Source organism: Bacillus sp. JNUCC-21 (assembly GCF_041222765.1).
In the GTDB taxonomy this organism is placed as follows: domain Bacteria; phylum Bacillota; class Bacilli; order Bacillales; family Bacillaceae; genus Bacillus; species Bacillus velezensis.
Map to the genome: position 1 here is coordinate 436,956 of NZ_CP166019.1, position 16,537 is coordinate 453,492.

Consider the following 16,537-nt stretch of genomic DNA (forward strand, 5'->3'; position numbering starts at 1 on the left):
GGATGATTGTGAAAGAAAGAGAAGTGAAAAGCATGTCAAAAACAGTTGTATTAGCTGAAAAACCTTCAGTCGGCCGGGACTTGGCCCGCGTTCTGAAGTGTCATAAAAAAGGAAACGGATATCTTGAAGGCGACCGCTACATCGTCACATGGGCGCTCGGGCATCTGGTAACGCTCGCTGACCCTGAAGGATACGGCAAAGAATTTCAATCATGGCGGCTTGAGGATCTGCCGATTATTCCGGAGCCTTTGAAGCTCGTCGTCATTAAAAAAACAGGAAAACAGTTCAATGCGGTCAAAGCTCAGCTTGTCCGGAAAGACGTCACCCAGATCGTAATCGCTACAGACGCAGGACGGGAAGGGGAGCTTGTGGCCCGCTGGATTATCGAAAAGGCAAACGTCCGCAAACCGATTAAGCGGCTGTGGATTTCCTCTGTGACGGATAAGGCGATTAAAGAAGGATTCCAGAAGCTCCGCAGCGGCAAAGAGTACGAAAACCTGTATCATTCCGCCGTTGCCAGAGCGGAAGCGGATTGGATCGTCGGCATCAACGCGACCCGCGCGCTGACGACGAAATTTAACGCACAGCTGTCATGCGGACGCGTCCAGACTCCGACATTGGCGATGATCGCCAAGCGTGAAGCGGACATTCAGGCGTTCAAACCCGTTCCTTATTATGGTCTCCGCGCGGCGGCTGATCAGATGACGCTGACATGGCAGGATAAAAAAACAAAGCAGACAAGAACATTCGATCAGACGGTGACCGGCCGTTTGGCAAAAGATCTCCAAGGAAAGCCGGCGGTCATTTCAGAATTGAAAAAAACGGCGAAGAAAAGCTTCGCTCCCGGTCTTTACGACTTGACGGAATTGCAGCGGGACGCTCATAAGCGCTTCGGTTTTTCCGCAAAAGAGACGCTGTCCGTGCTTCAAAAGCTGTATGAACAGCATAAGCTTGTCACTTACCCGCGGACGGATTCCAGATTCCTTTCCGCAGACATCGTTCCGACTTTAAAAGACCGTTTAAACGGCATGGAAGTTAAGCCGTACGCACAGTACGTCAATCAAATACTGAAGCGGGGCGTCAAAGCGCATAAAGGATTCGTCAATGATGCGAAAGTATCGGATCACCATGCCATCATTCCGACAGAGGAGCCGCTGATCCTTTCAAGCCTCAGCGACAAAGAACGAAAGCTTTACGATCTGATTGCCAAACGTTTTCTCGCCGTGTTAATGCCGGCGTTCGAATACGAAGAAACAAAGGTCACAGCCGATATCGGCGGCGAAACATTTACCGCAAAAGGGAAAACGGTTCAATCGCCTGGCTGGAAAGCCGTGTATGATATGTACGAGGATGACGACGATCATGAGGAAGACAAAGACCAGACGCTCCCGGATCTTCAGCAGGGTCAGCGCCTCACTGTCTCATCACTGAAAGAAACGAGCGGACAGACGAAACCGCCGGCGCGCTTTAATGAAGGCACGCTGTTATCCGCGATGGAGAACCCAAGCGCCTTTATGCAGGGAGAAGAGAAGAACCTTGTGAAAACATTGGGTGAAACCGGCGGACTCGGAACAGTCGCCACCCGCGCTGATATCATTGAAAAACTGTTCAACAGTTTCTTGATCGAGAAAAAAGAAAAAGATATTTTCATTACGTCAAAAGGGAAGCAGCTCTTACAGCTCGTCCCGGAAGATTTAAAATCACCGGCCTTAACCGCTGAGTGGGAGCAAAAGCTCTCCGCCATCGCAGCGGGCAAACTGAAATCCGCCGTGTTCATTAAAGACATGAAAACATATGCGGGCAAAACGGTGAAGGAAATCAAAAACAGCAGCCAGACTTTCAGACATGACAACATTTCAGGCACCGCCTGCCCTGATTGCGGCAAAATGATGCTTAAAGTCAACGGCAAACGCGGCACGATGCTCGTATGTCAGGATCGTGAGTGCGGCAGCCGGAAAACGCTGGCAAGAAAAACAAACGCCCGCTGTCCGAACTGTCATAAGAAAATGGAGCTTCGCGGCCAGGGCGAAGGCCAAACCTTCGCATGTGTATGCGGCCACCGGGAGAAACTGTCCGTCTTTGAAAAGCGCAAGGCGAAAGATAAATCCGGACGCGCATCCAAGCGGGACATCAACTCTTATATGAAAAGCCAAAACAAAGAGGAGCCGATGAACAACGCGCTGGCAGAACAGCTGAAAAAACTCGGCCTGGATAAATAGATCAGAGAAAGGCAGCATTTGTAAAGAAATGCTGCCTTTTGTTGTGTTTTTAACTGTAATGGGAATACGATCCAAACGAAGAGGGAAAAGGTGAGCAGACGGCGCTCCCATTTAAAATTTCCCAATGTGAAAAAATGCTAGTATTCTTTTATCGTTTCCTATATAGTAAAAATACTTTGTGAAAAAATAAGATATGGGTCTAAAAAAGGGTTTATAAAATAGGAGGATAGACTGTGAAGCAATTCGTTTTTCGTCTGATGATCCTTTTGATTTCGATCGTTCTGACGGCGGGGTGCGCGGAGGCCGGCACTGAAAAACAGGCGGCGGCCGAACCGTCCGGACCGCTTCAGCCCGCAGAGCATTTTATTTATCATAAATTGATGAACGGGCGGGGGATGATCCGGACGAACATATCCGGTGAGCCGGAATATTTATCAGAGTCTCTCGGACTATGGATGGCATTTTTGCTGAACAGGAAAGATGAACGGCAGTTTCAAGCGCAATATCAGCTTCTCACCGATTCGTTTCTGACGAAAAACGAGCTCGTGTCGTGGAAGATTGACGGGAATAAAGCGAGCGGCACCAATGCCTTAATTGACGATTTTAGAATCATGAACTGTCTGAATGAGGCCGGAACCCTATGGGGAAACAGTGAATACGGGAAAACAGCGGTGCAGATCGGGAAGGCGCTGGAAAAATACAATACGAATGACGGGTATTTTACGGATTATTATGATGCCGTTTCAAATGCCGCATCAAAGACCGTGACGTTGTCCTATGTCGACCCCGGCGCCTTACAGATGCTCAGAGAACAGGGGATTATCGATGAGAAAACGGAAAACCGGAACCTTGATGTTCTCAATCTTGCGCCCCTGAAAAATGGTTTTCTGCCGAAGTCGTTCAATACCGAAACAAAGGAATACAAATATGACAGCGAAGTGAATGTCATCGACCAGCTGTATGCCGCCGTGAATCTGAAGCGGGGCGATGGCAAAGCCGCTGTGCTGTCGAAATGGATGATAAAGGAATTTAAGTCGCGCGGACAGCTGTACGGACGATACAGCGCAGACACGAAGGAGCCGGCGGTTCAATACGAATCACCGTCCGTTTACGCCCTGGCCGTTCTTTTTTTAGCAGAACAAAAAGCTGATCCGGCTGTCATCAAGCCGCTTTATGAAAGAATGACTTCATTTGAAACACTGGACACGCTGAAACCTGATTACGGCGGCTATATGAGCGGGGGCGATACACATTCTTTCGATAATCTGCTGCCGCTTCTGGCTGAAAGGAAATTGTTTAATGAAAATATCATTCAATGAATCACAAAAACTGTGCAGCTACACAGCAGTTATGCTGGTGCTGCTGTCTTTTTTTATTTACTATGCGTCTCAGCAATCCGCAGGGCTTCTGATAACCTGCATCACATTGCTTGTCACGGGAGCCGGCATATGGTTCGGGGCAATCTATGCGCTCGTCATCACCTTACTCGTCTTATTTGTTCTCGGCAGCCTGCTCCTGTGGTTTCAGACCGGGAGCTTTATGGCGTCTGCCGGTGCCGAAAGTCTGCAGGTGCTGGTCATTTGGGGGATTGCGCTGCTGCTCTTTTCTTACATAGCGGGAAGGATTCATGAGTTAGCGAAGGGGCTTGAGCGCTCAGTGAAACAGCTGCGTGAAGAGATTACGAGCTTTGTCGCCGTCGACAGGGTGACCGGCTTTGACAACCATCTGCGGATGAAGCTGGAGCTTTCTGAGGAGATCAAGCGGGCGGAACGCTACGGCAATTCCTTCGTCTTTTTGCTGCTGCACATGCATTATTTCAAGGAATTCAAATCCCTCTACGGAGAAAAAGAGACCGACCGCCTGCTGGCATTTATCAGCCGCCAAATCCGGTCAAGCGTTCGGGAAACAGACAAAAAATTCAGGCCGTCCGCCGAACGGTTCGGCATCGTGCTGACCCATACGCCAGAAGAACACATGCCGGCCGTTCTGGCGAAGCTGAAAAAGGAATTGGATACGTACCGGCTGCAAAACGGTAAATACGTCTCCATCACCTTCCGTGTATGTTACTTGGCGTACCGAAAGGATTTACAAACGGCTGAGCAATTTTTAAATGAACTGGAAAACGAGATGATGATGAATGAACTCTAAATGGATACGTCTCTTACTCTCGGCGCTCTTCATGATTTCGTCGGTTTATGTTCCCCATACGGCGGAAGCAAAAGACAAAAAGGACGGCATTCTCATTATTTATACAAGCACGGACGGCAAAGAAACCGCTGAGGTCAAAATGCTTGATCTGACCGCGGGCCATTTCTCATCCGCCGTCACCGTGAAAAGCGACGGAGACATCACAGCCGCGGACCTCAAAAAGAATCGGCGCGTCATCTATTACGGCGTCACGAAAAAAAAGCTCAGCACATCATTCGTGTCTCTGATCAGCAGCATGCCGCAGCAGCTTATCAGCATCGGCTATAACGCCGGACAGTTCCGCCAATTTGCGGGTTTGTCCCTGACAGAGAAAGAAACGGTATACCGCATTTACGGCAAAGAAGAAAAAACAGACATGCCGCTTGAAAAAGGGATGTCCGTGCTCGGCGTATCGGGAGTAAAAGGAAAGTCCCTTTATACATACCGGTCCGGTGACGGCAGCACCCGCCCTTTTATGTGGAAAACGGCGCGCTCTGACTATTATTTCGGTGTGACGAGCCTGTTAAATGATTCGTTTCTGACGGCGAAAGCGCTGCGCAGCGCATTCGGAGAATCAGCGGGCGGCACCCTCCTTTATTTACGGCTTGAAGACATCAGTCCGATGTCAGATGAAACATTGCTTTACGAAGCGGGCGCTTACCTGCATAAAAGACACATTCCGTTTATTCTGGCGGTCATTCCGGTCTATCTCAATCCGGAAAACGGAGAAAAAGTATACTTGGCGGACAAGCCGAAAATGGTCAGCGTCCTGAAAAAACTTCAGCAAATGGGCGGCAGCATCATTATTCACGGCTACACGCACGCATACCGATACAGCGAAACGGGAGAAGGCTTTGAATTTTGGGATGCCAAAGCGGATCAGCCGATTACGTCAGAAAATGCGGATGATACTCCGGTCAAGCTTGAAAAGGAACAGGATTTTCCGAATGAAAAAGCGTACCGGGCGTATGTGAAGCCTTTCCGTGAAAAAGAAAACATCTACACGAGAACGAAGCTGGAGCAGGCGATTGACGATCTGACAGAGCTCGGCCTTTACCCGCTGTCATTCGAAGCGCCGCACTATACGATGTCTGAAGAAGGCTACAAAATCGCATCTTCTTATTTCTCCAGCATTTTCGGACAAGTGCAGCTCAGCGGCACGACGTGGAAAACCTCGGGCGCCCCTCCGTTCGTCTCAAAGCCGGCTATGCTGGACGGGATGACGCTGTACCCTGAAACAATCGGTTATGCCGATAACTCAAAGGAAAATCCGCTCGGAGATATGGAGAATCATATTTCGCAGATGATTGATTTCGGCGGCGGAGTGGCGGGCGGTTTCTACCATCCGTATCTCGGCATGAAGTACCTCCCCGAGCTCGTCAATCAGATGGAGCGGATTCCCGGCGGCGAGTGGCTCGATCTGAAGAAAACGAAGCAAACGGTAACGTCGGACAGCGTCAGAATCAAAACGGACGGAGACGGAACCATTCATGTGGAAAACAAGATTCATCCGATAACGGCCTTTTTCAATCACCATCAGCAGACGCCTCTGGAAAAAGCGCTTTGGATTCTCTCCGGCGTGGTGTTATTGTTTATCATCATGTTCGCCTGCTACGTTCTTTATTTGCGCGCCACATTAAAAAAACGAATCTTTAAGGAGAGAAGAAGCCTTGAGTAACATTCTGTTTTTTATCTCATTAAGTTTAATATGGGTGATGCTTCTCTATCACATGTTTCTGATGCAGGGCGGATTCAGGCATTTTATGACCTACGAACGGAACATTCCGAAATGGCGCGCAAAGATGGGGGAGCTCCCGAAGGTCAGCGTGCTCATTCCCGCGCATAATGAGGAGGTCGTCATCAGGCAGACGCTGAAGGCGATGGTGAACCTGTATTATCCGAAAGACAGGCTTGAGATCATCGTCGTTAATGATAATTCCTCCGACCGGACGGGAGACATCGTCAATGAATTTTCCCGTCAGTATGACTTCATTAAAATGGTCATTACAAAGCCCCCGAACGCCGGAAAAGGAAAATCTTCGGCGCTGAACTCAGGGTTCGCGGAATCGAACGGAGACGTGATCTGCGTGTATGATGCGGACAACACGCCGGAAAAAATGGCGGTGTACTACCTGGTTCTTGGTCTGATGAATGATGAGAAAGCGGGAGCGGTTGTCGGGAAATTCCGTGTCATCAACGCGGCCAAAACGATCCTGACGAAGTTTATCAATATTGAAACCATCTGCTTTCAGTGGATGGCGCAGGGCGGCAGATGGAAATGGTTCAAAATCGCCACCATCCCGGGGACGAACTTCGCGATCAGGCGGAGCATTATCGAACAGCTCGGCGGCTGGGATGATAAGGCGCTGGCGGAGGATACCGAGCTGACCATCCGCGTCTATAATCTCGGCTACCATATCCGCTTTTTCCCGGCGGCTGTGACATGGGAGCAGGAGCCTGAGACATGGAAGGTGTGGTGGCGTCAGCGGACAAGATGGGCGCGCGGCAACCAATACGTTGTTCTCAAGTTTTTATCCCAATTTTTCAAGCTGAAACGGAAGCGGATCATCTTCGATCTGTTTTATTTCTTTTTTACGTATTTTTTGTTTTTCTTCGGTGTGATCATGTCAAACACGATTTTTATCATCAATCTTTTTTACGACCTGCATCTGGCTGTCGGGTTTTTGGCGATGATTTTGTGGATACTGGCCTTTTTCCTGTTTATGACTGAGGTCATGATTACTTTAAGCATTGAAAAAACAGAAATGAACAAACAAAACTTCTTTATCGTATTTCTGATGTACTTTACATACTCCCAGGCTTGGATCGTGCTCGTCATCTGGTCATTATTCACAGAGATCAAGCACCGCTTGTTCAAGCAGGAAGTCAAGTGGTACAAAACGGAGCGATACAATCAAAATAAAAGCGGGTGACCTTTTTGAAAAAAGCGATCATATTGATAACTGGCCTTTTGCTATTGATGTATAACGGGCAGGCGGCCGCGGCCCGGGAACTGAAAACGGACGGTTCCGCCCTCGGAACAAGCGCCGGCGCAAAAGAGCAGCAGGCGCTGACTGGCGATCTGATGACACTGTACGGGGCGAAAGACAGCGCAGAGCTGACCTATCAGATTCCTGCGGGAGCTTCGAATGCCGATCAGTCGCTTCTGATTGATTACGAGGCGTCAAACTTATTAATTGCCCCGTCTTCTTTAACCATCGCCATTGATGATGAACCCGTCAAATCCATAAAGCTTGACGGCAGTTCCAAGCGGAAAACGGTGAAGCTCAACCTCAGCAAAAGCCAATCCGCCCAAGGCTATCACAATGTATCATTACGATTTTACGGCGTATTAAAAGAGGGCGTCTGCGTCAGGCAGGATACGTCAGGCAACTGGATAAAAATTTACCCGGACAGCCGCCTTGTGCTTTCAGAAGCAAGCAAGTCAAAGGGAGCGGATCTCGGCCATTTCCCGTATCCGTTTGCCCAATCAGGCAATACGGGTGAAGAAACCGATATTATCCTTCCTGACAAACCGACCTCGGCGGAAGCTGAAGCCGCAGTCAAAACAGAAGCATTTCTGAAAACGGCAGACAGCAGGCTTAAGGTATCCTATGTAAAAGAATCCGACGCCGGCAAAATCAGCAATCCGTCAATTGTCATCGGCGCTGATCAGCATTGGAACGGGAAAATAAAAGAGCTTTTCGAACGCGGGAACATCAAAGCGGAGGACAACAAACTTCTTCTCGCTGAACGGGTTCTGACATCAGGGGACAAACGGCAGCCCGTCCTGTTTGTCACGGCGCAATCAGACAAAACGCTGGCGGATAAAATCCGCGTCATTACAGACAGCGCTTATTCAAGCCAGCTGGGCGGAGATACTTTGACAATCGGCCGCCTTCAGCCTGCTGCGGAAAAGACAGGCAATAAACTGACACTAGAGGACTTCGGCGCGGGAAATGTAACGGTCGGATCAAACAAAACGGCGTCAGAGCACTTCTTTTACCCTGCGGCGGCCGCTGTTGATAAAGACGGTAAGGTCAAGCTTTCACTTACATTAAAAACGTCGGAATCGATCCGGACGAAGGCGGATTCAGCAAATGACGCCGAGAGAGCGGAGCTGAACGTCATGGTCAACGGACAGCCGAATGCGGTGCGTCTTGATGATCTCGGTAATAAAGATAAAGACGGCTTTTACCACGTCTCCATCCCGATTGATCCGAAGCTTTTGCGAAGCAGCAGGTACATTGATCTGCAATTTGTCACATCAGGTTTGAAACATAACAATCCGTGTATCGACCGTGACGAAAACAAATGGGTCTATATTGATAAAAGCAGCACGCTGACGTATCCGGTAAGCGATGCGGCGCAGAAAGCTGATTTCGGGCAATGGCCGCTCCCGTTTGCGGGCGGCGGGAAAGAGAAAACAGTGATCGTCATCCCGGATGGCGTAAACATACAGACACTGAAAGAACTTTCTCTGGTGGCGGATTCATTCGGAAACGGCTTTACCGTAAAGACGGCATCAGACATGAAGGAAGCGGATGCCAAAGGCCGGAATGTTGTGTTTATCGGAGGCCTGCCGCAAATCCCGCTTTTAAAGTCAAACGCCTCTAAGCTTCTCGTGCCGTCAGACCGCAACGGCGCGTACGATGTTTCTTCGTTTCAGATGCTGAATGAGACAACGAAACAAGTCGCGTTTACCCAGGAATCACCTTGGGACTCCGGCCGGAGCATCGCTGTTTTTGCTCCGTTATCAGGAAGCGGCGCGTCTGTCACAAAAGAGCTGATCAGCTTTTTAGACAGCACAAGCGATGCCGCAACCGTCATTAACGAAACAGCCGGCCGGCAGCTGTTTTCGAATCATCAGCAAATCAAGTCCGATGACAGCAGTCCGGCGGCTGATACGAAGAGCCGGTCCGCAGCACTGAACGTTACGTATATTGCTGTTTTCGCGGCGCTTATGATCATTGCAGCCGGTCTGATCTGGCTGATGGCAAGAAGGAAAAAAAGAAAAACGGATCATGAAAAAAGTGAAGAGTAATGAAGGTAAAAGAGGCCGTTAACAGGCCTCTTTTTTTTGTATTTTTATTTCCATTTTTGGCGGTGATTTTTTTATTTTTGAAACAGCATAAAAGCCCCTTTACAATTGAACGGGACGGGAGTATGATCTCTTTTATAATCTATATCGCTTAATCTGTAATCAGAGCGGGGGAACCAATTTGCGGCGCGTGATGCCGCTTGGGGTGAATCCTTTTTCAGGTAGGGCCAACTCTCATCAGCCCGAATCCGACAGCTAACCTCGTAAGCGTTCATGAGAGGAGATGAATGAAACCTGTGCACGATTATGGCGCAGGGGCATCCGTTTGCCTCTGTGTCTTTTTGCTGTGCTGAAATAAGGCATGCAATCAGCATTCGGAGACATCATAGCAGTAAGGGTTTGTAAATCAAACGGAAAATGAAAAAAAGGGGAAGACAACAAATGTACCATTCAATCAAAAGATTTTTGATTGGGAAACCGCTGAAATCACAGGCGGCCGGAGAGCAAAAACTCACGAAACTCAAGGCGCTCGCCATGCTTTCTTCAGACGCGCTGTCATCAGTTGCTTACGGAACGGAACAGATTCTGATCATTTTGGCTGCGGTAAGCGCGGCCGCGTTTTGGTATTCCATTCCGATCGCAGCGGGTGTTCTCATTTTGCTGCTTGCTTTGATTCTGTCCTACAGACAGATTATTTACGCTTATCCGCAAGGCGGAGGCGCTTATATGGTTTCTAAAGAAAATCTTGGTGAGAAGCCCGGCCTGATTGCGGGCGGCTCATTGCTTGTTGATTATATTCTGACGGTGGCGGTAAGCATTTCTGCCGGAACTGACGCCATTACATCGGCATTTCCGGCTTTGCACCCGCATCATTTGCTCATTGCTGTTTTGCTTGTGATTCTGATTATGATTTTAAATTTGAGAGGGCTGTCAGAATCGGCGTCCATTTTGGCGTATCCCGTCTATCTGTTTGTGGCAGCGCTTGTCCTTTTGATCGTCGTCGGGCTGTTTAAGCTCATGACGGGCCAGGTTCATCCGGCCGAGCATACACCAATCGGCACGCCCGTGGCGGGCATCACGCTGTTTTTGCTGCTGAAGGCCTTTTCATCCGGCTGTTCGGCACTGACCGGTGTTGAAGCCATTTCAAACGCGATCCCGGCCTTTAAAAATCCTCCGGCAAAAAACGCGGCCCGCACTTTGGCCATGATGGGGATTCTGCTGGCGATCTTATTTACGGGGATTACGGTGCTGGCGTACGGCTACGGCACGGGTCCGAAGCCTAACGAGACCGTTATTTCACAAATCGCCGCGGAAACCTTCGGACGGCATACGGTGTATTATTTCATTCAAGGCGTTACATCATTGATTCTCGTGCTTGCGGCGAATACGGGCTTTTCCGCATTTCCGCAGCTGGCGTTTAATTTAGCGCGCGATCAGTATATGCCGAGAATGTTTACGGTACGAGGCGACCGGTTAGGCTTTTCAAACGGCATCATCTTTCTCGGTATCGCGTCCATCCTGCTCATTCTTTTATTCGGCGGCCGCACGGAACATTTAATTCCGCTTTATGCCGTCGGCGTGTTCATTCCGTTTACGCTGTCGCAGACGGGAATGTGCATCAAGTGGATCAGGCAGAAGCCGAAGGGCTGGGCGGTAAAAATGCTGATCAACTCATGCGGCGCCGCCATTTCATTTATGGTGCTGTGTATTTTATTCGCGACGAAGTTCAATCTTGTCTGGCCGGTGCTGTTATTCATGCCTGCTGTCGTCATGCTGTTTTTCGTCATTAAAAATCACTACACCGCGGTCGGCGAACAGCTGCGGGTCGTTGATCAGCAGCCTGAGGAAATCAAGGGAACCGTCGTCATCGTGCCTGTCGCCGGTGTCACCACCGTCGTCCAAAAATCGATTCAGTATGCGAAATCATTATCGGATCAGGTCATTGCGGTTCATGTTTCCTTTGACAGAGAACACGAAAAAAAGATGGAAAAGCGCTGGGAAGAACTTCATAACGGCGTCCGCCTCGTCACCCTGCATTCCTCATACCGCAGTCTGGTTCACCCGTTTGATAAATTTTTGGAAACGGTCGAACAGAAAGCGAAAAAAGAACAGTTCTCCGTGATGGTGCTGTTTCCGCAATTTATTACGAAAAAACGCTGGCAGACCATCCTTCACAACCAATCAGCCTTCTTGCTCCGCGTCCGGCTGTTTTGGAAGAAGGACATCATCGTCGCCACCCTGCCGTATCATTTTAAAAAGTAACGGAAAGACCGCAGGCTGAAATGCCGCGGTCTTTTTTGTAAAGGAGGACGACATGGCACAAGGCGCTTTTGTCATCATACAAAATGACGGGCGGGACATATTGCTCGTAAAACGAAAAGACGTTCCACTATGGGATTTGCCCGGGGGCGGGATTGAAGAAGGTGAAACACCTGAAGCCGCAGCCGTCAGAGAGGCCTTTGAAGAAACCGGGTATAACGTGACCATCCTGCAAAAATCCGGTGAGTATGAAAGGCCGGCATTTGAAGATACACAGCACGTTTTCATCGGAGCCATTACCGGAGGAACACCGCTGATGAACGGATCGGAAACCGCCGATTTACGCTGGTTTTCCCCAAACCGGCTGCCGCTGTTCATGGTGCCGAACAGAAAACGGCAAATAAAAGACGGACTCAATGGGGCGGCAAATCGTAAGGCAGTCCTTAAAGACCGAAATCTGTTATCCATCCTTGATCTGCTGAGAAAAAAGCTGAGAGTATAGCCCGTGTTTCAACCCGTATGAAAAAGGGGATGAATACAGGTAAAAGGAGGATGCAGTATGCCAAGTAAAACAGCAGGACACGTAATGACGGAGCTGCTTGAACAATGGGGAGTCGGTCATATATACGGCATTCCCGGAGACAGCATTAATGAATTTATCGAAGAACTGAGACATGAACGAAATAACCTGACATTCATCCAAACCCGGCACGAGGAAGTCGCCGCCCTGGCTGCCGCCGCTGAGGCAAAACTGACCGGACAGATCGGTGTCTGCCTTTCAATCGCAGGACCGGGGGCCGTTCATCTGCTGAACGGTTTATACGACGCCAAAGCGGACGGCGTTCCGGTGCTGGCGATTGCGGGACAGGTGGCTTCCGATGAAATCGGCCGTGACAGCTTTCAGGAAATCAAATTAGAGCAAATGTTTGAGGACGTGGCGGTATTCAACCAGCAAGTACATACGGCAGAAGCGCTGCCCGATCTTCTGAATCAGGCGATCCGCACGGCTTACAGCAAAAAAGGCGTTGCCGTTTTAACCGTTTCTGATGATTTATTCGCGCAAAAAATCAAACGGGAGCCGGTTTACACATCGCCGATATACCTCAAAGCCGATATAGAGCCGAAAAAAGAACATCTCGTGACATGCGCGCAATATATTAACAACGCAAAAAAACCGGTCATTCTCGCCGGCCAAGGGTTAAAATCGGCAAAAGAGGAGCTGCTCGCATTCGCCGATAAAGCGGCCGCCCCGATTGTCATTACCCTTCCGGCAAAAGGCGTCGTGCCTGACAGCCATCCCCACTTTCTCGGGAATCTCGGGCAAATCGGCACAAAGCCCGCCTACGAAGCCATGGAGGAATGCGATCTGCTGATCATGCTCGGCACATCGTTCCCATACAGGGATTATCTCCCGGATGATACGCCTGCCATTCAGCTTGATTCGGATCCGGCGAAAATCGGCAAGCGCTATCCCGTCAATGCGGGAATCGTCAGTGATGCGGCTCTGGGGCTGAAAGAGCTGACGGAATACATTGAATATAAAGAAGACAGAAGATTTTTAGACGCCTGCACCGAGCACATGAAGCATTGGTGGAAGGAAATCGAGAAGGATGAAACCGAAGCGACTCATCCGCTCAAGCCGCAGCAGGTCATTGCCCGGCTTCAGGATGCCGCCGCAGAGGACGCCGTCCTGTCAGTGGATGTCGGAACGGTTACGGTGTGGATGGCCCGCCATTTTAAAATGAAGAAGCAGGACTTTATCGTCTCAAGCTGGCTCGCCACAATGGGATGCGGGCTTCCCGGAGCGATTGCCGCAAGCCTTGCCGAACCTGAGCGGCAGTCCATCGCCATTTGCGGAGACGGCGGATTTTCAATGGTGATGCAGGATCTGCCGACGGCTGTTAAATATAAACTGCCGATTACGGTTGTCATATTAAACAACGAAAATTTAGGCATGATTGAATATGAACAGCGGGTCAAAGGCAACATTGACTACGTCACCCAGCTGCAAAATATGGATTACGCCGCTTTTGCAGAAAGCTGCGGAGCAAAAGGCATCAAAGTGACGAAACACGAGGAATTGGCTCCCGCTTTTCATGAAGCGCTCAACTCAAATGATCCGGTCGTCATCGACGCCGTCATCGGCGACGAGCCGCCGCTTCCGGGAAAAATCACTTATGGCCAAGCAAAGGGCTTCAGCAAATACATGCTGAAAAACTTCTTTGAAAACCAAAAAATCGAAATGCCGTCACTCAAGAAAAGCTTAAAACGGCTGTTTTAAAAAGCCGGCGGTTATAAAAAAATAAACAGGCAGCATGCCTGTTTATTTTTTTGTTGAGCGACTTGGCTTGCATATAGCCGTCCTAAACGGAAACGGAGATTGTGAAAAGCCGCGGCTGGCGAGCGATGGCTGATCAAAAAACTTATGAAGGACCAGTGCAATTCATCTCAAGAACAGCCAGAGAGCGGTCACAACAGCGATCATAAAGTAATCTCCCTCATTCAGTGTAGTTCCATTTTTGACAAACACACGTGCCGTCCGGTTTGTCTTTGTCCCTTTCGGGGTTTTAAGCGCAATGTTCTTCCCTATATTGTAATAAACAATTTTAAACAAATAATATGCCAGCGAACAGAATAAAAAGAGCAACATGAACTTGCCAATAAACAATATCATGTTTCATTACTCCCTTTTGCAGTTTTTTCGTTTGAATATATGACGGAAAAGTCAGGATGTTATATAAAAGGAGAAGTATTTTACAGAGGCTGGTGTTAAAGATTAATGAACGGTTCGCCGCAACATCCCCAGATCCGGAATCATTTCAAAACGAAAGAGAAGCCCGAGGATTATTAAAAAACAGTCGCTAATTTGTCCGCTTTTTTTTGAACATTTGATCTAAGATGAACATAAAGAGGGTGAATAAGAAGGACACCGTAATCATATCTATCAGAAATACATTAGGAGTATCTTTTATTAATAGCAGCCATACCACCTGCAAAACTAAAGAAATAGAAAAATAGGATATATATGTCATGATCCTCATATTTGTTACCCCCTTAGCCTAATTTCTCTTTTGTGATCTTATCCAAATTAGTGAAAAGGATATCCAATCCCGAAAATAAGAAAGTGATGAACAATGAAAGAAGCACTTCTCCACCTTGAAATATAGATATGTTCTCAATGATATGATTGGAAACGTATTGGATTGAGAAGTAAACAGCAGCCCATGCAAAAATGAATTCAAGTATATAGGCTGACCAAGCAGGCAAAGTAAAAACATGAGTCATTCCTTTAACAATTGCCGTAAGGATTAGCATATAAACTAAAGCTAAGATACTGACGACGACAGAAAATATGTATAAGTCTGAAAGTGAACCATAGATGAAATATTCTCCGAAAAAATGATTTACAGTTATAGCTGCAAAATAAATAACTAGGCTGGGTACAGTTATAGCGAAGAACAGGGAGAATCCAATAAGTACGATGAATGCTGCATGAGCTAAGCGGTTTGGCGGTGTATCCACGATCTCTTTCTTTAATAGAATCATAAAAATAAGAGATGAAATCACAAGGCAGCATAAGAAAGTGAGCAAAACAGTAAAAAAGACAGTCATTTTGACATCTCCAATGAAAAAGTGCTATTAGAGTGAATCTAACAGCACTTTGCATTACTTCATACGTATTTTCCTGATGATCATTTATGAATGATTTTAAAATGCTTTCATTGCTAAAGTTGTTAAATGAGCGAGGTTTTTAGCCTGGCTGTCAGAAAGTCCGGACTTTTTAAGTGAAAGATAAAGATTCTTTTCCACGTCAGTCCAGCTTAAGGCGACATACTCGTTCAGCATTTTCTTTAAAACCGGTTCGATGTGTTCATTGAAAACGGATTCGAGTTCATTTCTTATTTTCTTTCCTGCTAATTTTTCAACAAGATTGAATAATTTTGTTTTATTTTTCAGCACTTCTCTGATTACATCTTTGACTGGTTTTGACACAGATGCATCGCTTTGTGCTTTAAGTCCGTAGGAAAATTGCGTATCAGTCTGATAAAAAAATGATTTGGTCGTTCCAGTGGCATTGGCAGTATTATTATGATTTTCTTTAGCTAAGGATGCGGGGACAAAAGCAGTAGTTACAAGGGCTAAAGATGCGGCAAACAGAATGCCTTTAGCTGCGTGTCTAATGGGAAATCCTCCTTTAGAAATGTAGTGTAGAGAGAAATGATAGACTATGTATTTAGGCGGGACCGATATGATCCGCTTTGAACATTTTCCCCTCTCAGATACCATTCTATCAATAGGTATTTTTGGGGTAAATAGGATTTTAATACAGTATTTTTCTTATAATTCAAAATCTTCTTTAGCAGGATTCATTTTGGCTGCAGTTTCGATGAGATGGGACATGGGCTGAAGCCTATATAACACATGTACAGGCTGATTGAGGCGGAATCACATTATCGGAGCGGTTTTATAATTTAGGGTTAATGAATAAAAATAAACAGGCGGCATGCCTGTTTATTTTCGTTTGCGTGAAAGAGCGAAGAAAAACGGGAAGGCGGAGCCGGCCAATAACGTACCGAATAAAAACATGCCCCCGATGAACACATGATAGTTCACCCCGCCGATCCAAAGCCCCGTGATTAAGGAAACGATGCTTAATGCGATCATGAAAAAGCCGGGAATCAGACGTTTCTTACCCGTTGTCCGATAAGCGATAAGAGAACAGAAGATGCCGATGACAATCGGCACAATCCACAGATAAAAAAGGATAAATACTGACATAAGCAAAACTCCGATTTTTCTTCTATCATACCAAAAACGCCCGGAAAAAGAT

General features: G+C 47.7%; 13 protein-coding genes and 1 riboswitch. Of the genes, 9 read left to right on the forward strand and 4 right to left on the reverse strand.

Annotation, left to right across the window (positions count from 1 at the left end):
* Positions 1-32 precede the first annotated feature (32 nt).
* From JNUCC21_RS02225 to JNUCC21_RS02265, 9 genes are all read left to right on the forward strand, one after another.
* Positions 33-2,219 carry a DNA topoisomerase III gene (locus JNUCC21_RS02225; RefSeq protein ID WP_012116832.1) on the forward strand — a complete coding sequence of 729 codons (2,187 nt, stop codon included), beginning with the start codon at positions 33-35 and terminating at the stop codon, positions 2,217-2,219.
* Between the two features lie 233 nt (positions 2,220-2,452).
* Entirely contained in the window at positions 2,453-3,538 is a 1,086-nt protein-coding gene (locus JNUCC21_RS02230; protein WP_369878528.1) for a lipoprotein YdaJ, read from the forward strand.
* Positions 3,519-4,367, forward strand: a complete 849-nt coding sequence (locus JNUCC21_RS02235) for a diguanylate cyclase domain-containing protein (RefSeq protein ID WP_059368262.1) — start codon at positions 3,519-3,521, stop codon at positions 4,365-4,367. The genes JNUCC21_RS02230 and JNUCC21_RS02235 overlap by 20 nt, the downstream gene beginning before the upstream one ends.
* Complete coding sequence (locus JNUCC21_RS02240; protein ID WP_369878529.1) at positions 4,357-6,084, forward strand: DUF2334 domain-containing protein; 1,728 nt, start codon at positions 4,357-4,359, stop codon at positions 6,082-6,084. Before JNUCC21_RS02235 ends, JNUCC21_RS02240 begins: the two co-directional genes overlap by 11 nt.
* Positions 6,077-7,339, forward strand: a complete 1,263-nt coding sequence (locus tag JNUCC21_RS02245; protein WP_253600761.1) for a glycosyltransferase — start codon at positions 6,077-6,079, stop codon at positions 7,337-7,339. Before JNUCC21_RS02240 ends, JNUCC21_RS02245 begins: the two co-directional genes overlap by 8 nt.
* A 5-nt stretch (positions 7,340-7,344) precedes the next feature.
* Positions 7,345-9,450 carry a cellulose biosynthesis cyclic di-GMP-binding regulatory protein BcsB gene (locus JNUCC21_RS02250; RefSeq protein ID WP_369878530.1) on the forward strand — a complete coding sequence of 702 codons (2,106 nt, stop codon included), beginning with the start codon at positions 7,345-7,347 and terminating at the stop codon, positions 9,448-9,450.
* Positions 9,451-9,585: 135 nt separating this feature from the next.
* A riboswitch (cyclic di-AMP (ydaO/yuaA leader) is annotated at positions 9,586-9,732 on the forward strand.
* A gap of 156 nt (positions 9,733-9,888) precedes the next feature.
* Positions 9,889-11,709, forward strand: coding sequence for an APC family permease (locus tag JNUCC21_RS02255; RefSeq protein WP_369878531.1), 1,821 nt, complete (start codon positions 9,889-9,891; stop codon positions 11,707-11,709).
* Positions 11,710-11,761: 52 nt separating this feature from the next.
* Positions 11,762-12,208, forward strand: a complete 447-nt coding sequence (locus JNUCC21_RS02260) for an NUDIX hydrolase (protein WP_171463435.1) — start codon at positions 11,762-11,764, stop codon at positions 12,206-12,208.
* A 57-nt stretch (positions 12,209-12,265) separates the two neighbouring features.
* On the forward strand, positions 12,266-13,987 hold the full coding sequence (locus tag JNUCC21_RS02265) for a pyruvate oxidase (protein ID WP_369878532.1): 1,722 nt from the start codon (positions 12,266-12,268) through the stop codon (positions 13,985-13,987).
* 162 nt (positions 13,988-14,149) lie between these two features.
* Here JNUCC21_RS02265 and JNUCC21_RS02270 read toward each other — a convergent pair whose 3' ends face one another.
* The 4 genes from JNUCC21_RS02270 to JNUCC21_RS02285 all read right to left on the reverse strand — a co-directional run bounded on the left by JNUCC21_RS02270 (position 14,150) and on the right by JNUCC21_RS02285 (position 16,485).
* Positions 14,150-14,380, reverse strand: a complete 231-nt coding sequence (locus JNUCC21_RS02270) for a hypothetical protein (protein WP_061581778.1) — start codon at positions 14,378-14,380, stop codon at positions 14,150-14,152.
* Between the two features lie 380 nt (positions 14,381-14,760).
* Positions 14,761-15,318: a hypothetical protein gene (locus tag JNUCC21_RS02275; RefSeq protein WP_369878533.1), complete on the reverse strand. Its 558-nt coding sequence runs from the start codon at positions 15,316-15,318 to the stop codon at positions 14,761-14,763.
* Between the two features lie 96 nt (positions 15,319-15,414).
* Positions 15,415-15,993, reverse strand: coding sequence for a hypothetical protein (locus tag JNUCC21_RS02280; protein WP_172437934.1), 579 nt, complete (start codon positions 15,991-15,993; stop codon positions 15,415-15,417).
* Positions 15,994-16,218: 225 nt separating this feature from the next.
* Complete coding sequence (locus JNUCC21_RS02285; protein WP_007609521.1) at positions 16,219-16,485, reverse strand: hypothetical protein; 267 nt, start codon at positions 16,483-16,485, stop codon at positions 16,219-16,221.
* Positions 16,486-16,537: the final 52 nt, after the last annotated feature.